The following is a 23,255-nucleotide window of genomic DNA, read 5'->3' on the forward strand; positions in this document are numbered from 1 at the left end:
CTCCTAAATTTCATACTCTTTTAATAGGTATAACAAATTTCCATTTTCTACATCTTTAAATTCCATTTTGTTGAATATCTTTTTTATTATGTATACCCCCAATCCCCCAGGTCTAATTTCTTCTAGTTTTCTTGGTTTTACTTTTGCAGGATCAACTTTTTCACCAAAATCTCTAAGATATACTTCCAATATATTGGGTTCAAGCCATTTTAAGGTCATTATTATTGTTTTATCTCTTTGAAATTTGTAAGTGTGCTCTATTACATTGGCGATTGCTTCGTTTACAGCAAGTTCTGTATCAAAAATATCTTGCTCTTTTATTCCTTTTTGAGCTAAGAAGTTTTGAATTACACTTCTTGCAATTTTTATATTTTCACTTCTTGAGAAAAAGGTCAAAGAAATAAAATCCATCATAGATTCTCCTTTATAATCTTTACTTTTTGGTTGTAATTTCCAAATTTATTCCAGCCTTCTTTTAGATTGAACTTGTTCTTTATATAGCTATCTACAATCAATATTTTGGGCCTTATTGATTTTACTACCTCAAAGAAGTTTTCTGTAATTTTTCTTTTGGATTCCTTTGTGATTTTAAAAGATTCTGGTAATATTTCCAAATTGCTCAAACCAAGTTTCTCAAGATTATTTTTTGATCTTTCTATAATCTTTTCAAATCTTTTTTTGCTTTCTATTTTTGAGAAAACACAACCACAATAATCTTGCCTGTATATTTGGCTTTCTTTTACAAATTTTGCGGCAAGATGAGATTCATTACCTTTTCTAAAAAAGCTTTCAATGTATTTAATTTTTTCTTCTTCCTCAACTATTTTACCAATATTGTTGATTTTTTCCAAAACTTTTTTTCTAGAAGCTGTTAAAGTCGTTGCAAAGGAACTTAAGTTAAGCTCTTTTGCTTTTTTTGCGGTGTTTAATAGCCTAAAATAGATACATTTGTCGCATCTTTTTGAATTTTCACCAAGATTCTCTAACCCTTTTATTACTTTGAAGAATTCTTCTATATTGTAATCACTTTCAATGAATGTCAAATTCCAGAGCTTTGCCAGTTTTTTAACTTCATTTAGCCTTTTTTCATATTCTTTTTTAGGATGAATATTGGGATTAAAAAAGTAAATGTATTTTATTTTATCTTTCCAATGAAAGTATGCTGCTGCAAGATCAGGAGCGCAACATACATGTAGTAGCATTAAAACACCTTCTTTGAGTCTAATAGTAAAGTTACGGGGCCATCATTTTCTAATTTTACACTCATGTGTGCTTTAAATTTCCCCGTTTCAACTTTGATATTATATTTTTTTACCTTTTCAACAAAATAATTGTATAAAATTTCTGCATCTTGTGGAGGAGCAGAATTGGAATATGAAGGTCTTCTTCCACGTCTACAATCTCCATACAAAGTAAATTGCGAAACAATCAGTATTTCACCTTTAATATCTAAAAGTGAAAGGTTCATTTTTCCTTCTTTATCGTCAAATATTCTCAAATTTAATATTTTTTCGACTAAATAATCTGCATCCTTTTCTGTATCTTCCTTTCCAATACCTACAAATACCAATATTCCCTTTTTTATTTTTCCAATTATCTTACTTTCTACTTCTACATTTGCATTATTTACTCTTTGTATTACCGCTCTCATCTTCTTCTCACCTTCAATATCCCTGCTTTTTTTTCTAAATCATTTATCACTGAGTAGAGCTCACTTAAAGATTTTACCACAATTGTTATATTTGCAAAGATCGTGTTCCAATTTTTTGATTCATTTAATTTGAAACTTGTAACATTAATTTTGTTTGAAATTAAGAGATTCATAATTTCTGGGAGTCTTTCTGTTTTATCAAATTCAATCTCGAGAATTGTTGTAAATCCATTTTCATTTGTTGTCCCCCATTTAGCTTCAAAGATTCTATCTTCATCAATGTGACGTATGTTTTTACAATTAATTCTATGTACAGTTATGCCTCTTCTACTTGCAACACCAACTATGTTATCACCTGGTACAGGCATACAACATTTTGCAATATGGACATCTAGATTTGATATTCCATCAATTATTACTATATTTTGGGAACTTGACTTTTTTTTATTTGATTTTTTCTTTTGCTGTTTTTCTTTTTTTTTCTCGATAATAGTCAGGATATCATTGAATGTAATACTTCCTTCACCAATTCTAGAGTAGAATTCTTCTACACTTAAATTATGACTTTTTAAAAAATTTTGGATTTTTTCAAGTTCGAAGAATTTTTCAATTGAAATGTTTAATCTTTTTGAAATTTTTCTGATTACGTCTTTCCCTGAATCAATTAGTTTTTCCTTTTCTTTTTCTCTAAAGAATCTTCTTATTTTTGCTTTTGTTCGAGGACTTTTTGAATATTTTATCCAGTTAAGACTTGGTCCTTTACTTGATTTATTAACGAGTATTTCAATAACATCTCCGTTTTTTAATTTGTAATCAATTGGAACGATTTTTCCGTTTACTTTTGCACCAGAAAAGTGGTGTCCGATTTCTGTGTGAATTGCGTATGCAAAATCTATTACAGTTGATCCAAATGGCATATGAATTATTTCACCTTTTGGTGTTAAAACAAAAACTTCTTCTAATTGTAGTTCATTTTTCAGTTCAGAAAGATTAGTATTTCCTTGTAATAACTCTTTCCGCCAGTCTAGTAATTGAATAAGCCACTTTTGCTTTAGGTTTACATCTTTTTCTTTATATATCCAATGTGCGATAAGTCCATATTCTGCTTCGTTGTGCATTTGTATATCCCTTATTTGAATTTCAAGTGGTTCACCATACTGAGTTATAACTGTTGTGTGTATTGATTTATAACCGTTTGATTTAGGTGCTGCTATGTAATCTTTAAATCTCCCGGGCAAAGGGACCCATATTTGATGTACAACTCCTAATGCAGAATAACAAAATTTTATATTATCAACAATTGCTCTTATACCGATTAAGTCGTAAATTTCTTCAAATTTTTTCTTTTTTTCTATCATTTTCTTCCAGATACTGTAATAGTGTTTATACCTTCCTTCCACTTTTGCATTAATGTTGTGTTCTTTTAGTGCCAATTTTAATTGGTTTACATATTCATTAGTTCTTTCTTCACGTTCTTTCTTTTTTTCAGAGACAAGTTCCTTTATTTTGTAGTATTCTTTAGGACGTAGTACTTTAAAAGATAGGTCTTCTAGTTCCCATTTTATAATATGGATTCCTAATTTGTGAGCAATTGGGGCATACACTTCAAGTGTTTCAAGAGCTTTATACTTTTTTTTATCTTCATTTTTAACAAATTGTATAGTTCTCATATTGTGCAACCTATCTGCAAGTTTTACAAAAATAACCCTGACATCTTCTGCCATGGCAAATAACATTTTTTGTATTGTTTCACTTTTTTTCTTTTGTTCTATATTCCCAACAGGTGCATTTATTTTGCTTACTTTAGTAACACCATCAACTATTAAAGCCACTTTTTCACCAAATTCATTTTTTATGTCATCGAGTGTAACTTTTCCTTCACTATCTTCAACTACATCGTGTAATATACCTGAAATCATAGTTTCGACATCAAGTCCCAAAGAGGCTAGAATTTTTGAAACTTCTAAGGGATGTGTAATAAAAGGTTCTCCTGATTTTCTAAAGAATCCTTCATGAGCATATTCTGCCATTTTTATGGCTTTTTTTATTTTTTCCTTTTCTAGATTGTTTAATTCTTTCTTTAGAAGCGTTTCCAAAGTTTTTATAAAATCTTCATATTTACTCAATTTAATCACTCCTCACTCTTTGGAAATAATTTTAACATATTTTTGTAAAAATATGTTATAATTCGTGTGATGATTATTTTCTTAAGCATATCTTAAAAAAAGGGAGGGGTCAAGGTGAAAAAGGTGTTCTTGTTTTCGGTTGTTTCAGTTTTACTTTTGTTATTACTAAGCGGTTGTTTTTTAGTTGATACCACACCTGTTACTTTGAAAGTATATGTTACTGATTATAACAGTGGGGCGGCGGTTTCTGATGCTAAAATCAGTCTGCTACATAATGGAATTGAAAAGTTAGATATTTATACCAATGAAAAGGGAGAGGCGTTAATTAATTTACCAACAAATCGCGATATTATCTATGTTGACTTAATAGTTACTAAAGATGGACATTCTGTTACGAGGATAAACAACCTTAAATTGGAAAAGGGAAAAGAAAATATTTTTGAAACACAACTTAGGGTAAGTTCTTCTGGTAAAACAAATGTTTTAGAACCTCTAACTGTTAATTTAGAGCTGTATGGAGATAGTGCAATGAGTAAAAATTTATCGTTTGTAGATAATGTACTGGATGTTTCAACGGATACTTTATATTACAAAGTAACCGTTGAAAGCAATGAGTATAAAGAAAAATACATCTATGTAAAATTAGGAAGTGTTCCAGGTTCTGGATTTTTTACAAATCCAAGGGATATTAATTATGGCTCACCAGCTGAAGGTAGTATTTCAACAGTTGGATTTGACGGATTGGTACCATTATATGTTGCTGCGTTTGATCAAAATGAAAATTTAGTTGTAAATGTATATTATCTAAATATCCATAGAAAGGGAAAAAGTGTAGATAACTATTATCAAGTCGAATATAAAGATGGTGCAAGGATTTTCGCGTATACCAGAAGAGGTGGAATAGCGTTTTATGGTGGTTCAGATAAGATAAATAAAAAGGCAGATATTACATTGAGAAAGCCACAAGCAGCTCCTGAAAAAGATACAAATCTTTGGGTAGAAGTAAAATGGATTTCTTGGGAGCAGTCAAGTGCATCTTCTACAACAGATCAACCTGATGCATATGTTGTATATAGAAGTTTTGATGGTGAAAGCTTTGAGGAAATAGCAACTGTTCCAGAGGGATACAATTACTATAGAGACAAATCTCCAAGACTTGAAGTTGGAAAAGAAGTCTGGTATAAAGTAGGCGCAAAATATGGAGATTATGTTGCAACTCCAACATTGTTAGGTTCTGTTGTTCCTTTGGATATTTTTGGTATAAAATACATTTCACCTGTTGATGGTGCGACAAACGTATCAACTAATCCAATATTTTCTTGGGAAATAGTAAATCCTGTAGAGTCAAAAGAAGGCACACCTGTTTATTACTTTGATATTTGGTTATACGATAACACCGTGAATGATTCTGGATATTATTCTTTAAGTAAATCTGGATATCCGAAGTATAATTTTTTGATTACTACAGCAACGTCTGTTGAAATTGAGTTTAGTAATCCTCCTTTAGGATTGTGGTGGGTGGATTATGCGGCAAAGACGTGGTATCCATATGTTACTTTGCAGAAAAATAAAACATATGAGTGGGGAAATGAACTTGCAGTAGCAGTGGTAAGCGATGAAGATTCTGAAGCATATTCAATTTATGCTGATTTAGGCAAGATATTTGATCCATTTAAGATTGAAGCAGAAATATATAATACATTTACAACGGGTGAAAATTAAGAAAGGGGGTAGAAAGAGATGAGAAAAAGTTTAAAATTTATTTTTCCACTTATTTTGATAGTATTTTTGATATTTTCTTCCTGTGGATTAAATAGTGGTATAGTAAGTAATCCGGAGAATAATAATGTAAACAATGTAAAATTTGGCAGTTTAGAGGAAGAACACGAACAAGGAAAAGTATTGGTTGGATATGAAAATAGAGAAGATGTAGAAAAAGTAGTAGAGGCGTTGAATGGTAAAATTTCTGTTGATTTGCCACAAATTAAAGTTGTTTCAATTAAATTTGATGGTACGGTAAAAGATGCATATGAAAAGATTATGAAATTAAATTTAAAGGGATTGAAATTTGTTGAGCCAAGTTACAAAAGATGGATAATTGATCCTAAACCTGTTTCTGATGAACATTTAATGATAAAATCAAATGGAGATTCCCTGTTTTCAGAAAGAGGAGAAGAGGAATTTTCAAAGTACCTTTGGGGTCTTGAAGCAATAAATGTAAAAGCAGCATGGGATGCGGGATATAAAGGAAATGGTATAGTTGTTGCAGTTATAGATAGTGGTGTTGATGGTACACATCCAGACCTTCAAGGACAGGTTATTGAAGGTTATAGACCACTTACTAATGAAGTGCTTTCCGCTGGAACAGATTCATCATTTGGTGGAGCTCATGGTACTCACGTTGCTGGAACGATTGCGGCATCGGAAAACTCTCTTGGAATCGTTGGAGTAGCCCCAGAGGCAAAGATAATGCCAATAGTAATTTTTGATGGTGCGGATGGTAAGTATATTGGTGATGACGAAGCTGCAGAAGGAATTATTTGGGCAGTTGATCATGGTGCGGATATTTTACAAAATTCTTGGGGAGGTTGGGGATACAGTTATACACTTAAGGCTGCATATGATTATGCTTTGGATAACGATGTAGTTGTAACTGTATCCGCTGGTAATGATCATACGGATCAACATGTGCATTATCCAAGTGGATATCCAGGAATTATACAAGTTGCAGCAGTAGAGTATAATGGTGGGAACTATAGGACAACGTGGTTCTCAAATAGAAGTGATGCAATAACAGTTGGAGCACCGGGCGTCTCAATTTTGTCGACAGTTCCATTGAGTACATCTAAAGGTTATGAAGGTCACAGTTTTGAAGATTCAAAGGGCGGATTGTACGATGTTTATCAGGGAACGTCAATGGCATGTCCACATGTATCTGGTGTTGTTGCATTATTAAAACAAAAATATCCAAATGCAAAAGTATGGCAGATAAGAAAGCTTATAGAAGAAGGTGCTGTTGATATAGATGAAGCAGGTTTTGATCATTCATCAGGTTATGGACTTATTAATACAAAAAATTCAATTGGTATGGAATTACCAACAAGTGGAGGAATTGAATCATTTGATGTGAAAGTGGTTAATTCTCAAAATAATGGAATTTCCGGAGTTTTTGTTACATTAAAGAGACTTGAAGGTTTTGGTGGAGATTATTTTGCAAAGACAGATTCATATGGAATTGCTCACTTTTCAAATATTGATGCAGGAAAGTATGAAATAATAGCAGGTGGTCCCGATTCAAACGATAGAAGCTATAATGGTGGATATCTTGGAAGTTATGCAACACGTAGAGAAGAAGAAAGGCAAGTTTCTAAAATATTGAATTTATCAACAAACACAACTCAAGAATTTACTTTTACTTCAACTTTCAAGTTTAAATTTGATGCACCATCGGTGAGTTTGGGGCAGGCAACGGTGACAGTTGATTCTGCATTGCATGAGATTGTTTTGGGAAAAAGAGTTTCTTATAGTGAAGAAGAGTTTATTCCTGGAAATGACTATGATTATTCAAACATTGCTGGTTTAGCACTGATAAGGATTGAAAGATCAAATGTTGGTGCAACTTGCACAGTCAATGGAACGGTAACTTTGAATGGTTATGAAATCCCAGTATATGGTACATTTGAATCAACAGATGCTACGCTTGCCACGGTAGATGAATTAGGTGGAGCAAAGCGTTGGTGGTTATTATTTGGTAGCAACTGATAAATTAATGGTAAAAATTCCCTCCCGTTTTTAGTCGGGAGGGTTTTTTTATAAATATTTTTTTATAAATATTTAAGTTATAGATAAATGAAACGAATGGAACAGCTTATTGTTAAAGTTTTTACACAGTGGTGTTTATTTTATAGCATTTAGTATCTTTTCTGGGGTTATTGGGAGTTGTGTAATTCTTACGCCGACAGCGTTATAAATGGCGTTAGCTATTGCTGCGGGTGGAGTGTCAATACCTATTTCACCTACTGATTTTGCACCGAAGGGACCACTTGGTTCATAACTTTCGACAAATTTTACAATTATATTTCCAATGTCCATTCTTGATGGTATCTTATAATTCATCAAATTATTTGTTAATAATTTTCCATTTTTAGTGTATTTTACATCTTCAAATAGTGCCATGCCTATACCTTGCACAATTCCCCCTTCTATTTGTACTTTTGCAAGATTTGGATTTATTGTTACTCCACAATCTACGACACCTACGTAGTTTATAAGTTTCACCTTCCCTGTTTCAATATCTACTTCTACTTCTGCAAAACCTGCCATATAAGGTGGTGGAGATTCTTTGCCTACATAAGAAGCGTCTGCTACAAGTTGTTTTTGGTTTTCTGTGTAATATAGCACTGTGGCAAGTTCTTTTAGTGATACCCTTTTATTACCATCTTTTTCGTATATAAACTCACCATCAAAATCTGCCTTTTCTTCCGGAATTTCAAGTTTTTTAGCGCCTTCTTTAATTATTAATTTTTTCATTTTTTCTGCGGCAAGTTGTACAGCATGACCAGATACATATGTTGTACTTGATGCGTATGCTCCCGTGTCAAATGGTGTTAAATCAGTGTCAGATGAATACACAATTATATTTTCAGTTGAAACATTTAAGATTTCTGCAGCCATCTGTGCAAGAATTGTATCACTTCCTGTTCCAAGGTCTGTTGCACCAATAAGCAAATTAAAAGAGCCATCATCATTGAGTTTTAATATGGCAGATGCCATATCAATATTCGCAATTCCAGAACCTTGCATTGCTATAGCCATTCCTACACCACGAACTTTTGTTTCAGAAACTTTTATTCTTGGATATTTTTCTTTCCAACCTATTAATTTCATTCCTTCTTCAATACATTCATTAAGTTTACAACTTTTTATTATCATTTCAGCACCTTCACGACCTTCTCCCATAATTTTGAATATAGGAGATGTCTCACCTTCATTCATCATGTTCTTTTTTCGAAGTTCTACTGGATCCATTCCAAGTTTTTGAGAAAGTATATCCATAGCAGATTCTAATGCAAAATTTGCTTGAATAGCGCCATATCCTCTATAAGCACCTGCTGGTACTGTATTTGTATACACAACTTTTCCTTTAAAACGTACAGCATTTACTTTGTTGTATAGAGGAAGAGTTTTTGAACCAGCAACCATGAAAGTTGTAAGTGCGTGTTCGCCATAAGCTCCTGTATCAGAAAGCCCCTGCATATCAATAACTTTTAACTTACCATTTTTGGTAGCACCTAAGGTTACATCGAATCTCATACAATGTCTACGATAAGTGGATTCAAAAACTTCTTGGCGTGTGTATATTAATTTTGCTGGTTTTCCAGTTTTAAGTGTTACAGCTGCTACGAATGGTTCACCGTGGACTGCTTGTTTTCCGCCAAAACCGCCACCAATTCTTGGTTTAATTACTCTTATATTTCTTATTGGTATATCAAAAGCTTCAGATATTATTCTTCTAACGTGAAATGGGACCTGTGTGGAGCTGATTATTACAAGTCTTTCGTGCATATCAATGTAAGAAGTTGCTGAATGTGGTTCAAATGCAACATGGGCTTGGGCTTGCGTATAAAATCGTTCTTTTACAACTACTTCACATTTTTTTAGTTCTTCTTCTATATCTCCAATTTGCATTTCATACGATGCTGCAATATTTTTCGCTGCATTAAATCCTATTTCAAACATAGAATGTGCTTCTTTTTCTGGATGTATTATAGATGAATGTTCTTCGGCTTTTTCAAAATCAAGAACAGGTTCAAAAATTTCGTATTCAACTTTTATCTTTTTAAGTGCTTTTGTTACGGCATTTTCATTTTTTCCAGCTACAATAGCAACTTCATCACCTACATATCTTACATATTCATCTAATATATACCAGTCATGAGGTGATGGTTCAGGATAACCTTGTCCAGCTCGTGTTATTGGATTTTTTGGAACATCTTTATATGTTAATATACATTCAATTCCCTCAATTTTTTCCGCTTCAGATATATCAATGTGTTTTATTTTTGCAAATGCATGGGGGCTTCGCAAAATTTTTACTATTAAAGAATCTTTTGGAGTTAAATCGTTCGTATAGACGGGTTTTCCAAGCATTAATCCAAAAGCATCTTTTTTTATTATGTTTTTTGTAACTTCTTTCATTTTGTCACCCCCAAAAATTTCGTGATAGCTCTATGCTGACTTTCATATCCTGTACATCTACAAAGATTACCTATGAGTTTGATTTTTGCTTTGTTTAGGTCTTTAACACCAATTTTTTTGAGATACACAGTATTTAAAATCAGACCTGGGCTACAATAACCGCATTGGTCTGCTCCTTCTTCTGATAACAATTTTGCAAAAGCTTTTGCATCTTCAAGTCCTTCAACTGTAGTTATTTCGTGACCATCAGCCCTTGCTGCAAAAACTGAACACGATGGAATAGGTTTACCATCAAAGAGAACAGTGCAAATACCACACATTCCCGTGTCACATCCTCTTCTTACACTGTAATATCCCAATTTCCTTAAAACATCGAGTAATATTTCGTGTGGTTCAATATCTATTTCTTCAGTTTTATTATTTACTTTTAACTTTATTCTCATTGTATAACCTCCCTTAAAGCTCTTTTTAATAACGCTTTACAAACTTTTTGTCTGTATATTTTTGACGCTCTTAAGTCATCGGAAAATTTGATTTTATTTAATAAGGATTCTACGGCTTTGTCAATATCTTCAAAGAAATTAAGATCTTTTGTTATCAAAACTGCCATTGCTGGTCTTGCGCCTACAGCAATTTTTACTTCATTTTCCGATTTTGAAACGGCTATGTTTATTATTGAAAAATCATATTCTGAATTTTTGATATTTTTAAATGAGACCGCCAGAGTTTTTTTCTTAATTGTTATTTTTTCAAGTATATCTTTTTGAATTTTTGTATTTAGAAAGTCTTCTAGTCTTATTTTTCCATTTTTGTATAAATGTACTTCTGTTTCTAAAACTAATAGTCCGGTTATAAGATCTGAGAAGCCAAATTTTGGGAAGATAGTACCACCAACTGTTATAAGATTACGCATTTGAAAGCTCAAGATATTTTCGGTTATGTTTTTGAGAAATCCGTTATACAGATTCGAAATAATGGTATTATCTTCAAACTCGGATAAAGTTACCATTGCACCTATTTCAATTTCATTTTCACTTTCCCGTATAAAATCAAGTTTTGCATCTATTAAATCTATTGCTGTTTCAAAACTTTGGTTTGAAAGTTTTAGAAAAGTAGCACCACCTATAATTTTTGCATTTTTTGATGTTAATACTTCGTAAGCTTCTTGCAAATTTTTTGGTTTTAAATATTCTCTAAAATAAATCATATACTCACCACCTCATTTTTAAGGTTATAAAAAGCTTTTATTGTAAGGTTGTGTACAAGTTTCTTTCTTTCACTTTTACTTGCTCTAACATCATCAATTGGTTTGGATAATTTTTCAAACTCATTTGCAAGGTATTTAAATAATTCAATTGAAAACTCTTCACCAATTATTTTGCTTTCGATATTTTTATTTCTTAATATAGTTGGAGATACAGAACCAAAACAAATGGAAATATCTTCTATTTTCCCATTATTTTCTTTAAGTAATACAGCTATACTTGCTATTGAAATTATCATAGCATTTCTTTTTCCCACCTTTTCAAAGAAGAATTTGTAATTATTTTTTACATCTATTTCTATTGCGTATATGATTTCATTTTGTGCAAGATCGATTTTTGAAGGGCCTAAGATAAAATTTTCGATTGGTATTATTCTATTTGTTGGTTTTATTATTATATTTCCATTTAATAGGTAAGTTGCAAGAATAAAGTCACCAGCGGGAGAAGCATTTGCGATATTACCAATAGGCGTGCCTCTATTTCTTATCATTGGAGAACCAATAAGTTTAATTATCTTTTCCAAAAATAAATTTATTTTGTTTTTCTTTAAGAATTCTAAAAGATCTGTGTATGTTGTGTTGAATGGAATTATTAATTTTTGATCTTCAAGTTTTATAGCTGATTTAATTTTTTTCGTGTCTATAACCGTTTGAGGTGTAATAACACCGTATCTCATTTTTACAAAAAGATCTGTTCCACCTGAAAACACAACTCCATTTGTATCATCTTTAATTTTTAAAAGCTCATCTAAAGTTGATGGGGAGTAATAATTTTTAATCATTATTCTCACATCCTTTTGCAGCTATCTTTACTGCTTCGATAATTTTTACATATCCTGTGCATCTACAGAGATTTCCTTCAAGTGCGTCTCTTATCTCTTCTTCGCTAGGAGTGGGATTGTTATCTAGAAGGTATTTTGTGGAAATGATAAATCCGGGTGTACAAAATCCACATTGAATTGCACCAGCTTTTACAAAAGCCATTTTAATGGAATCTTCTACTCCTTCAAGGGTTATTATCTCTTTCCCATCTAATTCTACTGCGAGCATAAGGCAAGAATGAACTGTTTTTCCATTAACAATTATCGTACAAGCACCACATTCACCTTCACCACATCCTTCCTTAATTGATGTTATTTTTAAATCATCACGTAAAAAATCAATGGCACGTTTATATACTTCAACTTCTTTTGTTACTTCTTTCCCGTTGAGTTTGAAATTTATCTTCATTTTATCACCTCTATATACTTCAGTACTTCTTCTAATTTTGGAGGAATTTTTTTAATTTTTATATTATTTTTTATAGGATCTACATCTTTTAATCCGTTTCCAGTTATAAAGATGGCAATAGACTCATTTTTTGATATGAATTTTTGACTTAATGCTTTTTTGAATCCTGCAAAAGCGGTTGCACCAGCAGGTTCTGCAAAAATCCCCGTTTTTTGTGCAAGCTCAAATATTGCTTTTTGTATTTCTATGTCTGATACTCTAATGAATTTTCCTTTACTTTTTTCAACATATTTACATGCTTTTATAACGTCTCTTGGCTTTCCAACTGAGATACTATCTGCAATTGTATTTGGTTGAATGTCAAACGGAGTGTATGGTCTACCTTTTTCAAACGTTTTTGTTACGGCGTCTGCACCTTCTGCTTGAACACCAATTATCTTTGGTATTTTATTTGTTAGGTTTAATTTGTAAAAATCGTAAAATCCTTTGAAAATTCCACTAATCACAGTTCCGTCTCCTACACTTACAAAGACAACATCTGGTACATTGAAATCCAATTGAACTATAAGTTCCATTGCTCCTGTTTTTTTGCCTTCTAAAAGGTAAGGATTAATTGCTGAATTTCTCGAATACCAGTTTAATTTACTTCCAATTTTCATTGAAATATCAAAAGCTGTATCGTAATTTCCATCAATTTTTAATATATTTGCACCGTATACTACTAGTTGTGCAAGTTTTGCAATCGGTATATTTGATGGAACAAAAATGAAAGTTTTAAGTTTAGTGGTAGTTGTTAGTCCAGCAAGTGAACTTGCGGCATTCCCAGTTGATGCACAATAAATTGTGTCAAAGTTATATTCATATGCTTTTGAAATTGCAATAGCTGTTGCTCGATCTTTGTATGATCCTGTTGGGTTGGTTCCATCATATTTGAAGATTACATTTTTAACTCCATAAAAGTTTTTGAAAGAGAGGAGAGGTGTATTTCCAACTTTTTGTCTAATGGGATATTCTTTTATGGGAAGAATAGCTTTAAACTGTGAAATATCGCCGCATTTGTTAAATTGACTTTTCTTTAATTTTATTTTTTCGTAGTTGTATACTATTTCAAGTGTGCCATATCTTGGGCCACATTCATCACATGTATACAGAGTTGGTGATGGTTCAAATAACTTACCACATGTTATACATCTTAACTTATACGTAGTGTACATAAAATTCCTCCTTATTTTTTTTAGATTATACTTTTATATGGTTAAAAAATAAAAAAAGTAAAAATTAAAGAAAAATTAATTTGTTAGGTTCTTTTCGAGTATAATAGAGTGTAGTTTGTGATATACTATAAATATGGAGGTGTGAGAATGAATAGAAACGAGGCGTTTGAATTATTAAAAGAACACATAAAAACAAAAAATCTTATAAAACATTGCATTGCCACAGAGGCGTTAATGCGAAAATTTGCAAAGCATTTTAACGAAGATGAAGAGGAGTGGGGAATTGCGGGACTTCTTCACGATTTAGATTATGAGTATACAAAAGATGATCCCGCACTCCATGGATTGAAAACAGTAGAAATATTGGGAGATAGTGTAAGTGATAATATAAAAAATGCAATTTTAGCACATTGTGGTAAAAAAAGAAGGGAAACACTTATGGAAAAGGTAATTTATGCGGCTGATCCAACCACTGGCTTTATCGTTGCATCAGCTCTTATTAGACCAGAAAAGAAGTTAGAGCCTGTGGATGTTAAATTTTTATTAAAAAGGTTTAAAGAAAAATCATTTGCAAAAGGAGCAAATAGGGAACAAATGAAAAGTTGTGAGGAATTTGGAATGGAACTTGAAGAATTTTTTGAAAAGTCTTTGGAAGCTATGAAAGAAATTTCCAAGGAGCTTGGTCTATGATTTTAAGAATAGTCTTGTGGACGCTTCCAGTTTTATTTATAAGTTTTGATTTAACTTTTAGCGATCTTTTTGTATTATTCCCTTTGTTTTTCTTTTTGGAATCTGCAGTTGATTTTAGTTTTGAGAAAGCTTTGAGATATGTTGTTTTTTTGAGTTTATATTCCTTTGTTGTATTTAAGGAGTTTGGAATAATTAGCATACTTATAATCTTTTTTATTTTGTTTTTGGAATCATTTAGGGATAATTTTTTGAAATTATGGGTGCTTTCGTTATTGGAGATTATTGTTTATTTTGGTATTAGAATTTTTGTTGAAAGGAATATAGTTTTTATTATTTCCATATTAATTGCTTTTGGTTTTAATTTTTATTTGTTAAAAAAGAAAATAATAGAGTATAGATAGGAGGTATTATTTATGAGGGTTACTTTCCCAGATGGCAGTATAAAAGAGTTTAATAGAGGTATTACACCAGGGGAGATAGCAAAGAATATTAGTGAGGGATTATTTAGAAACGCAGTGGGTGCGTTGGTTGATGGGAAATTGTGGGATTTGAATAGACCCATTGAATTTGATTGTGAATTGAAAATAATTACAAAAAAAGATAAAGAAGCACCTGAAATATACAGACATACAATGTCACATATTTTGGCACAAGCGGTTATGAGGATATACGGTGCTGAAAATGTGAGGTTGGGTATTGGTCCAACCATTGAAAATGGATTTTATTATGATTTTGATATTGTAAACGCTACTATTAAAGAAGAAGATTTGGAAAAAATTGAAAAAGAAATGAAGAAAATAATAAAAGAAGATTTGCCAATTGAAAGGTTTGAACTTCCAAAAGATGAGGCAATTAAATTAATGAAAAGTAAGGGACAAATCTACAAAGTAGAATTAATAAAGGAAATTGAGGATAAAAAGGTTAGTTTTTATAAGCAGGGGGAATTTGTTGATTTGTGTAGAGGTCCTCATTTGCCAAGGACGGGAATGATAAAGCATTTTAAATTGCTTTCAGTATCTGGCGCATATTGGAGAGGTAGTGAAAAAAATCCAATGCTCCAAAGGATATATGGAACATCTTTTGCTTCAAAAGAAGAACTTGATAATTACTTAAGAATGATTGAAGAAGCTAAAAAGAGAGATCACAGAAAACTGGGACCTAAATTGGGATTGTTTTTTATAAATAGTGAAGTTGCGGCTGGAATGCCCATCTTTTTGCCAAAAGGTGCAACTATTTTAAATGAGTTAATGAATTTTTCGCGAGAATTACATAAAAAATATGGTTATACTGAAGTGATAACTCCATTAGTTATGAATGTTAAGCTCTGGCATCAAAGTGGTCATTGGGATCACTATAAGGAAAATATGTATTTTACAGAAAAAGAAGAAATAGAATATGCAATAAAACCTATGAATTGTCCTGGACATATTTTGATTTACAAAAACAATGTAGTTTCTTATAGAGATTTACCTATTAGGTTATTTGAGTTTGGGAAGGTTCATAGATATGAAAGAAGTGGAGTATTGCACGGACTTTTAAGGGTAAGAGCATTTACTCAGGATGATGCACATATATTCTGTAGACAAGATCAAATAGAAGAAGAAGTTAGCAAAGTAGTTAAATTAATAGATGAATTGTACAAACCATTTGGATTTTCATATAGAGCAACTTTAAGTACAATGCCAGAAGATCACATGGGAGATGAGGAAACTTGGAATAAAGCAACTGATGCTTTGAAAAAAGTTTTAGAGGATATAAATCTTAACTTTGATATAGCAGAAGGTGAAGGTGCTTTTTACGGTCCAAAAGTTGATTTTCACGTAAAGGATTCCTTGGGAAGAGAGTGGCAATGTGCAACTATACAATTGGACTTTCAAATGCCTGAAAGGTTTGAAATTAGTTATGTTGATAAAGATGGCAGCGAGAAAAGACCTGTTATGATACATACTGCTAAATACGGTTCTTTGGAAAGATTTTTTGGAATATTAATTGAGCACTTTGCAGGTGCGTTTCCTTTGTGGCTTTCACCAATTCAAGTAATTATATTGCCGGTTTCCGATAAGTTTGTTGATTATGCAGAAGAAATTTATAAGATACTTGAAGATAATAATATTAGAGTATCATTAGATGATAGAAATGAGACTTTGGGTTACAAAATACGGGATGCTCAAATAAATAAAATACCATACATGATTATTGTAGGAGAAAAAGAGGTAGAAAGTGGTAAAATTAGTATTAGAAAAAGAGATGGAAGTGAGCAAAAAGATATATTAATAGGAGAATTTATTGAAGATTTAAAGAATATAATAAAAGATAGAAGGTGAGAATTTGATTAATGAGAAATTGTTAAAATATGTAGAAAAATATAAAAGTGAAATAGGTTTTAAAAAGGGAGAAAAAAGGGTAAATATATTTACAGAAGAAGAATTTTTGAAAGTAGAAAAAGATAACAAAATATTATTTGAAATTGTAGATGATGAAAATTATTATGAGTTAATTCCTATTGTTATGGAAAAGGTGTTGAAGGGACATTTAAATATATTAACAAAAGAAAAGGCAGAAGAGATTATTGTCAATTTATTGGTAAATATTATAGTTTTAAGTGAAGTAGAAGATGAAGAAGGTTTTAGCCATACGCAAAGAGTTTCAAAACTTGCGGAAAAATTTGGAAAATTTTTAGGAATGGATGAAAAAGAATTAAGAAAATTTGTAAGGCATGCTTATTTACATGATGTTGGGAAAATAAGCTTGGAACAGGTGATGCTGTATTCACCAACAAGAATAAGTCTTTTTGAAGAAAATTATCAAGATCACACTATAATGGGAAGTATTTTTCTTTCAATGTTTGACGTTTTGTGGGAATATATACCTACTGTTAGATATCATCACGAGCGATGGGACGGAAAAGGATTCCCTGATGGATTATCTGGTAAGCAGATACCATTTTACGCACGTGTTATCGCAATAATTGATTTTTTTGATGAGACAACTCATTTTATTTCGTCTGAATGGGAGGCTTCATTAAAGACACCAAAAGAAGCTTTGGAATTAATTAAAAAATTGTCTGGAAAATATTTTGATCCTGCTTTAGTTGAAAAATTTGAAGATTTTTTGAAAAGTGAGGGGGTGGTATAATTAGTCCAGTTGTATTTTGGATTGTATTGGGTCTGATTTTAATGGTAATGGAGATTTTAATACCAACATTTTTTATATTTTGGTTTGGAGTAGGGGCTTTAGCATCGTCTTTAGTTGCTTATTTTATTGGGAATACGATTTGGGAGCTTGTCGTGTTTATAGTAGTTTCTGGAGTATTGGTTGTTTTTACAAGGCCTCTTGTGGATAAGATAACGGGAGAACAAACAAGGAAAATAAATATTGATGATATTATTGGAAAGAAGGCTTTAGTTTTAGAAGATATTGATAATAAATCTGGTAAAGGGATTATTAAGGTTAATGGAGATACTTGGAGGGCTTTTTCAAAAGAAGATGAAATAATCGAAAAGGGAAAATATGTGAAAATTTTAAAGGTAGAAGGAGCTCATTTGGTTGTGACAAAACTGGAAAATGAGGGGGGAGATTGATGTACTTGTTATTTTTGATTTTTATATTTTTCTTGTTTATAGTAGCTTTATCTGGTATAAAGATTGTTAGGCCATATGAAAGAGGATTAGTGGAAAGATTGGGAAAATTTAAAAAAGAATTAAAAGCGGGTATACATTTTATAATTCCATTTTTTGATAGGATGATAAAGGTAGATTTAAGGGAACACGTAATTGATGTACCACCCCAAGAGGTTATTACAAAGGATAATGTGGTTGTAACGGTAGATGCGGTTATATATTACGAAATTACCGATGCATACAAGGCAGTTTATAACGTAAGTAATTTTGAATTTGCGACTATAAAACTTGCGCAAACTAATTTAAGAAACGTTATTGGTGAGTTAGAATTGGATCAGACTTTAACTTCAAGAGAACGAATTAACACAAAACTTCGTACAGTACTTGATGAGGCAACAGATAAATGGGGAATTCGTATTACAAGAGTAGAAATAAAGAAAATAGATCCACCAAAAGATATTATGGAAGCAATGAGCAAACAAATGAAAGCTGAAAGGACTAAGAGGGCTGCAATTCTTGAAGCAGAAGGAATAAGACAGTCTGAAATTTTAAAAGCAGAAGGTCAAAAACAAGCGGCAATTTTAAAATCAGAAGGTGAGGCAGAAGCTATTAAGAAGGTAGCAGAAGCAAATAAATATAAATTAATTGCTGAAGCACAAGGGCAAGGAGAAGCTATAATGTACATTTTTAAATCTATACATGAAGGAAAACCAACAAATGATGTTATAGCAATTAGATATCTTGAAACGTTAAAAGAAGTTGCAAATGGTAATGCTACTAAAATATTCTTACCAGTAGAAGTTTCGGGAATTTTGGGAAGTATAGGTGCTATTTCTGAAATGTTCAAAAATGGCGGTGAAGATAATAATGATTAATGCCTTTTTAATTTCTTTGATCTCAGGAGCCTTGGGGCTCCTGATTTCTGTTTTGACTGTGTTTTTTATAGTTATTTCGAATTCATTTTTTAAATATAACACATTTAGATTTTTTAATGAGATAATGGTTCTTGGATTTGGAATCCTTGGATGGTATTTTATATCATCTGGAATATTGTGCTTTTTGTTTTTTTTACTTATTTCTACTTTATATCAAATATATAGAATTATACGTGAAATTTACTCTATTGATGTTAGGTTTAGAATATTAGTACTTGCACTTGGAAAAGACAGATTTGAATATTCGCTTTTTTCCATTAAAAGAGTCCGTAAAAGGATTATAGGGAGCTTTTTTAAGCTTTTGGTGATTTTAATAGCTTCATATGCCATTTCTCAGTCCTTGCATGCTATGTTGGTAGGTGTTATATCTTTATTAGTTGGAGTGATTTTGATTTTTCTAAAATTGGACTGAGAAAGGGGATAATTGTGAAAAAAATTAGGGCAGAAGCTTTAGTTTTTTTAGGAATTTTAATATTACTCTTTATATTTGTAAACTCCTACATGGGAGTTTCTAATTTTTTTAAAACGTTAATGCTCACTGCACATGATTTGTTAATAAATACTGTCTTTTTTATAATGTCAATTGCTGTAATAACGGGGGCTTTTTCCGGGCTTTTGTTTGAATTTGGAGTTGCAGATTTAATTGATGTACTTTTAAAGCCTTTTATAAAACCTCTTTATAATCTTCCTGGAGTTGCTGCAATGGGGATTTTAACAACTTACTTTTCAGATAATCCTGCTATTATAGCTCTTGCTAAAGATAAAAGATTTATGAAAAATTTTGAGAAATGGCAACAGCCTCTTTTGTGTAACCTTGGCACATCGTTTGGGATGGGATTAATTGTTTCAACTTTTATGGTAGCTCAGGGTGTACGTATGGGAATTAATCTTTTTCCTGCAGTCTTAATTGGGAATATAGGTGCTTTAGTTGGTAGTGTTACAAGTGTAAGGATATTTTCTTTTTATACAAAGAGGGAATTGGGTAATTCCTCAAATGAAAAATTTGTTTCTGAAAAATACTATAGTAGCTCAAGGCATGGTAGTATTATGGAAAGATTTTTGGAAGCACTCCTCGATGGGGGGAAAAGTGGTGTAGATATAGGAATTGGAATTATACCTGGAGTACTTGTGATAAGTACTTTTGTTATGATTATAACCTTTGGTCCAAAAGATCCAAGCATAGGGTACCAGGGTCTTGCATATGAAGGAATACCCATTTTACCTTATATTGGTAAGAAGATATTTGTTATCTTGAAATGGCTTTTTGGTTTTTCAAGTCCAGAATTAATTGCCTTTCCATTAACATCTCTTGGTTCTACAGGAGCAGCGTTGGCACTTATACCTAAGTTTATTGATATGAATATTGTAACACCAAATGATATTGCCGTTTTTACCGCTATGGGAATGACTTGGAGTGGATATCTAAGTACACATATTGCTATGATGGATGAATTGGGATACAGGCACCTTACTGGAAAAGCTATTCTTTCGCATACTGTTGGGGGATTAGTTGCTGGGATAGTAGCACATTTAATGTATTTGTTCATGTAACCTCACTCCTGAATTGTAACCTTTTGTAGTGAAATGTTAAAATAATAAACGTTTTAATGTAGCATTAATTGTTTTATTATTTATTTAGATTTTAACAGGAAGGGAGTGGGGTAAGTGACTAAAGAATTGATTAATAAAAAGTTAAAAAAACTTGCCAAAAACTTTGGAACACCTGTTTTAGTAATGGATCTAGATGTGATTAAGGAAAATTACGAAAAATTAGTTAAAAATGTTAAAAACTCTAGAATTTACTATGCTGTTAAAGCCAACTCCCATGTAGAAATTCTAAAGCTTTTAAGAGATTTAGGTAGCTATTTTGATGTGGCGTCTAAACCTGAGATAGAAAAATTACTGTCTTTAGGTGTGGAACCACATAGAATGAGTTTTGGAAATACTATTAAAAAAGCATCAGATATTGTTTTTGCATATGAAAATGGAATAAGAATGTTTGCGGTAGATAGTGAAATGGAACTTGAAAAAATAGCAAGTAATGCGCCAAGTTCAGATATATACGTTAGAATAAGTACTAATGGTATGGAAGATGATGCAGATTGGCCACTTACAAGAAAGTTTGGAACAAGCGTTGATCATGCAATAAAGTTAGTAAAATATGCAAGTAAGTTAGGGTTAAATCCCATTGGAGTTAGTTTTCACGTGGGTTCCCAAAACTATAGACCTGATAATTGGCAAGTGGCTATTAGAGAAGTATCTGTAATATTTGAAGAGGCAAAAAGAATGGGAATAGATATGTATATGGTAAACACCGGTGGGGGAATGCCGGTGAAGTATTCAAAAGAGATACCGCAAATTGAAGAAATTTGTGACGTTATAAATAAATCAATTGTTGAATATATAGGGGAAGACACCTTAGTAGTTTTAGAACCGGGACGTTCTATGGTCGGGAATGCTGGAGCAATGGTAACTAGTGTGATACTTAGGAGTAAAAAAGGAGACGAAAATTGGGTTTATACAGACGCAGGAGTTTTTCATGGTTTAACTGAAACAATTCAAAATATAAAGTATGAAGTTGAAGTTATAGGAAAAGAAAGAGAGAGTAAGTGTTCTTTTGTCCTTGCAGGACCTACTTGCGACAGTGTAGATGTAATGTACTATGATATAGAACTTCCTGAAAGTACTACTATGGATGATTTGTTAGTATTGTACAATACAGGGGCATATACAACAGAATACAGCACAAATTTCAATGGAATACAATCGCCGAAAATAATTTTTGAAAAGTTGTTTGTTAAAGAAGAAATGGTAGAAGAAGTGTGATATAATAATATGTGGTTGAGCCGAGGTGGCGGAATTGGCAGACGCGCATGACTCAGGATCATGTGGGTTCTCCCGTGCGGGTTCAAATCCCGCCCTCGGCACCAGTCCCGGGTTTCCGGGATTTTTTGTATTTGAAAAAATAGAAAGGTGGAAGATGTGGAAGTAGTGAATTTTTCACAATTGAAATTAACTATTGGAAAGGAAGAAGAAGTAAGAAAAAAAATAGTAAGAAGTATAAATGACGGTCAGAAGACTTTTGTTGTTACTTTGAATGCCTCTATACTTTTGCGTACATTAAAGGATAGTTATTATAGAAAAATAGTCGAAAAAGCAAATTATATTATACCAGATGGTTCTGGAATAGTATGGGCATTAAAGAGAAATAGAAATATCTTAACGGATAGAATTACCGGTATAGATACAATGTTGTATTTGTGTAGAAAAGCAAAAGAGTACAATTGGAAAGTATATTTGCTTGGTTCGAGAACAAAGGTTGTGGAAGAAGCGGCAAAAAGACTAAGAGAGGAAGGAGTAAATATCGTTGGGTATTATCATGGATATTTTTCCGAAAATGATTTTACACCGCTAGAAGAGATAGAAGCTTTAAAGCCAGAACTTTTGTTTGTAGGAATGGGTGTGCCAAAGCAGGAGGAGTGGATATATAATAATTTTTTTCTTCCTTTCAAGTTGGCCATGGGTGTTGGTGGAAGTTTTGATGTTATTTCTGGAACAAAAAAGAGAGCCCCCAGTTTTTTTCAAAAGATGAAATTGGAATGGTTTTATAGATGGTTACAATCACCTATAAAAAAACGACATATTCCTATTGAGATTATAAAATACACATTTTTAGTATTAAGAGGAAAGATAAGATGAAAGAAAATGTTATAAGAGAATACATTAAAAGAATTGTTAATGCGCCGTTTAATCTTACTGCGATAAAGGATGAAAATCTTGCCTATTACCTGCTTGCGCTAGATAGTTTAATTCCTTTAGAGAAAATTAAATTAGAAGGGAATTTTTTAGATGTTGGGACTGGTGGGGGAGTTCCAGGAGTTTTTATCGGTATTGCATTTAAACATATGAAAGGACTATTAGTTGATGCTTCTAGGAAAAAGGTTGATTATATCAGAAATACCTGTAGAATGCTTGGGATAAATAATTTGGAATTTTTACATGGAAGAATTGAAGAGCAAAAAAATTTAAAAGGAACTTTTGATAACGTTTTTTCAAGAGCAGTTGCGGAATTGAGGATTATTTTAGAACTTACCGTACCATTTGCGAAAGTTGGCGGAAGAGTTTTTTTGTATAAAGGTAGAGAATATCTTAAAGAATTAGAGAATGCAAAGAATGCAATTGAGGTTTTAAAGGTAGAATTGACTGAAATTGTTGAATATAACATTTTGAGTAAAAAGAGGGTTTTACTTATTTTTGAAAAGAAAGAAAGTGTAGACAAGTTTCCAAGAAGGTATAATAAAATTTTAAAGAGTCCTTTGTAGGGAGG

General features: G+C 32.0%; 23 protein-coding genes and 1 tRNA gene. 14 read left to right on the forward strand and 10 right to left on the reverse strand.

Annotation, left to right across the window (positions count from 1 at the left end; all coding sequences use genetic code 11):
• Positions 1–3: 3 nt before the first annotated feature.
• The 4 genes from XO08_RS07195 to XO08_RS07210 are packed head-to-tail and all read right to left on the reverse strand — an operon-like array spanning position 4 to position 3,777.
• Positions 4–411: an ATP-binding protein gene (locus XO08_RS07195; RefSeq protein WP_077287805.1), complete on the reverse strand. Its 408-nt coding sequence runs from the start codon at positions 409–411 to the stop codon at positions 4–6.
• Positions 411–1,202, reverse strand: coding sequence for an epoxyqueuosine reductase QueH (locus XO08_RS07200; protein ID WP_077287807.1), 792 nt, complete (start codon positions 1,200–1,202; stop codon positions 411–413). Before XO08_RS07200 ends, XO08_RS07195 begins: the two co-directional genes overlap by 1 nt.
• A complete protein-coding gene (gene dtd, locus XO08_RS07205) occupies positions 1,202–1,651 on the reverse strand; it encodes a D-aminoacyl-tRNA deacylase (RefSeq protein WP_077287809.1) in 450 nt (149 codons plus the stop codon). Before dtd ends, XO08_RS07200 begins: the two co-directional genes overlap by 1 nt.
• Positions 1,648–3,777: a bifunctional (p)ppGpp synthetase/guanosine-3',5'-bis(diphosphate) 3'-pyrophosphohydrolase gene (locus XO08_RS07210; protein ID WP_075666334.1), complete on the reverse strand. Its 2,130-nt coding sequence runs from the start codon at positions 3,775–3,777 to the stop codon at positions 1,648–1,650. Before XO08_RS07210 ends, dtd begins: the two co-directional genes overlap by 4 nt.
• Positions 3,778–3,891: 114 nt before the next feature.
• On the opposite strand from XO08_RS07210, the gene XO08_RS07215 reads away from it, so the two are divergent.
• Complete coding sequence (locus XO08_RS07215) at positions 3,892–5,499, forward strand: hypothetical protein (protein ID WP_077287811.1); 1,608 nt, start codon at positions 3,892–3,894, stop codon at positions 5,497–5,499.
• 18 nt (positions 5,500–5,517) lie between these two features.
• Positions 5,518–7,539, forward strand: a complete 2,022-nt coding sequence (locus XO08_RS07220; protein ID WP_075666336.1) for a S8 family serine peptidase — start codon at positions 5,518–5,520, stop codon at positions 7,537–7,539.
• Positions 7,540–7,674: 135 nt separating this feature from the next.
• Here XO08_RS07220 and XO08_RS07225 read toward each other — a convergent pair whose 3' ends face one another.
• The 6 genes from XO08_RS07225 to thrC are packed head-to-tail and all read right to left on the reverse strand — an operon-like array spanning position 7,675 to position 13,683.
• Positions 7,675–9,975, reverse strand: a complete 2,301-nt coding sequence (locus XO08_RS07225; protein WP_077287814.1) for a xanthine dehydrogenase family protein molybdopterin-binding subunit — start codon at positions 9,973–9,975, stop codon at positions 7,675–7,677.
• The gene (locus tag XO08_RS07230; protein ID WP_075666338.1) at positions 9,972–10,418 is read right to left on the reverse strand and encodes a (2Fe-2S)-binding protein; all 447 of its coding nucleotides are present in this window, start codon (positions 10,416–10,418) and stop codon (positions 9,972–9,974) included. Before XO08_RS07230 ends, XO08_RS07225 begins: the two co-directional genes overlap by 4 nt.
• A complete protein-coding gene (locus XO08_RS07235; protein ID WP_077287816.1) occupies positions 10,415–11,182 on the reverse strand; it encodes a xanthine dehydrogenase family protein subunit M in 768 nt (255 codons plus the stop codon). The genes XO08_RS07230 and XO08_RS07235 overlap by 4 nt, the downstream gene beginning before the upstream one ends.
• The gene (locus tag XO08_RS07240; RefSeq protein WP_077287818.1) at positions 11,179–12,021 is read right to left on the reverse strand and encodes a xanthine dehydrogenase family protein subunit M; all 843 of its coding nucleotides are present in this window, start codon (positions 12,019–12,021) and stop codon (positions 11,179–11,181) included. Before XO08_RS07240 ends, XO08_RS07235 begins: the two co-directional genes overlap by 4 nt.
• Positions 12,014–12,469: a (2Fe-2S)-binding protein gene (locus XO08_RS07245; RefSeq protein WP_077287821.1), complete on the reverse strand. Its 456-nt coding sequence runs from the start codon at positions 12,467–12,469 to the stop codon at positions 12,014–12,016. Before XO08_RS07245 ends, XO08_RS07240 begins: the two co-directional genes overlap by 8 nt.
• Entirely contained in the window at positions 12,466–13,683 is a 1,218-nt protein-coding gene (gene thrC / locus XO08_RS07250) for a threonine synthase (RefSeq protein WP_077287823.1), read from the reverse strand. The genes XO08_RS07245 and thrC overlap by 4 nt, the downstream gene beginning before the upstream one ends.
• A gap of 147 nt (positions 13,684–13,830) precedes the next feature.
• On the opposite strand from thrC, the gene XO08_RS07255 reads away from it, so the two are divergent.
• The 12 genes from XO08_RS07255 to rsmG all read left to right on the forward strand — a co-directional run bounded on the left by XO08_RS07255 (position 13,831) and on the right by rsmG (position 23,250).
• Positions 13,831–14,373 (forward strand): HD domain-containing protein, encoded by a 543-nt coding sequence (locus XO08_RS07255; protein ID WP_077287824.1) that lies wholly within the window; start codon positions 13,831–13,833, stop codon positions 14,371–14,373.
• On the forward strand, positions 14,370–14,774 hold the full coding sequence (locus XO08_RS07260; protein WP_077287826.1) for a hypothetical protein: 405 nt from the start codon (positions 14,370–14,372) through the stop codon (positions 14,772–14,774). The genes XO08_RS07255 and XO08_RS07260 overlap by 4 nt, the downstream gene beginning before the upstream one ends.
• 12 nt (positions 14,775–14,786) lie before the next feature.
• Complete coding sequence (thrS, locus tag XO08_RS07265) at positions 14,787–16,697, forward strand: threonine--tRNA ligase (RefSeq protein WP_077287828.1); 1,911 nt, start codon at positions 14,787–14,789, stop codon at positions 16,695–16,697.
• A gap of 4 nt (positions 16,698–16,701) precedes the next feature.
• Positions 16,702–17,508 carry an HD-GYP domain-containing protein gene (locus tag XO08_RS07270; protein ID WP_077287830.1) on the forward strand — a complete coding sequence of 269 codons (807 nt, stop codon included), beginning with the start codon at positions 16,702–16,704 and terminating at the stop codon, positions 17,506–17,508.
• A 41-nt stretch (positions 17,509–17,549) separates the two neighbouring features.
• The gene (locus XO08_RS07275) at positions 17,550–17,954 is read left to right on the forward strand and encodes an NfeD family protein (protein ID WP_158074255.1); all 405 of its coding nucleotides are present in this window, start codon (positions 17,550–17,552) and stop codon (positions 17,952–17,954) included.
• A complete protein-coding gene (locus tag XO08_RS07280) occupies positions 17,954–18,868 on the forward strand; it encodes an SPFH domain-containing protein (protein WP_075666348.1) in 915 nt (304 codons plus the stop codon). The genes XO08_RS07275 and XO08_RS07280 overlap by 1 nt, the downstream gene beginning before the upstream one ends.
• Positions 18,861–19,340, forward strand: a complete 480-nt coding sequence (locus XO08_RS07285) for a hypothetical protein (RefSeq protein ID WP_075666349.1) — start codon at positions 18,861–18,863, stop codon at positions 19,338–19,340. The genes XO08_RS07280 and XO08_RS07285 overlap by 8 nt, the downstream gene beginning before the upstream one ends.
• Positions 19,341–19,354: 14 nt before the next feature.
• A complete protein-coding gene (locus XO08_RS07290) occupies positions 19,355–20,479 on the forward strand; it encodes a hypothetical protein (RefSeq protein ID WP_075666350.1) in 1,125 nt (374 codons plus the stop codon).
• A 114-nt stretch (positions 20,480–20,593) separates the two neighbouring features.
• Positions 20,594–21,754, forward strand: coding sequence for a type III PLP-dependent enzyme (locus tag XO08_RS07295; RefSeq protein WP_077287834.1), 1,161 nt, complete (start codon positions 20,594–20,596; stop codon positions 21,752–21,754).
• 19 nt (positions 21,755–21,773) lie between these two features.
• A tRNA-Leu gene (locus tag XO08_RS07300) sits at positions 21,774–21,858 on the forward strand.
• 52 nt (positions 21,859–21,910) lie between these two features.
• A complete protein-coding gene (locus tag XO08_RS07305) occupies positions 21,911–22,627 on the forward strand; it encodes a WecB/TagA/CpsF family glycosyltransferase (protein WP_075666351.1) in 717 nt (238 codons plus the stop codon).
• A complete protein-coding gene (gene rsmG, locus XO08_RS07310; protein WP_075666352.1) occupies positions 22,624–23,250 on the forward strand; it encodes a 16S rRNA (guanine(527)-N(7))-methyltransferase RsmG in 627 nt (208 codons plus the stop codon). The genes XO08_RS07305 and rsmG overlap by 4 nt, the downstream gene beginning before the upstream one ends.
• Positions 23,251–23,255 lie beyond the last annotated feature (5 nt).

Origin of the sequence: Thermosipho sp. 1074 (assembly GCF_001999655.1) — a bacterium.
GTDB classification, from domain to species: domain Bacteria; phylum Thermotogota; class Thermotogae; order Thermotogales; family Fervidobacteriaceae; genus Thermosipho; species Thermosipho affectus.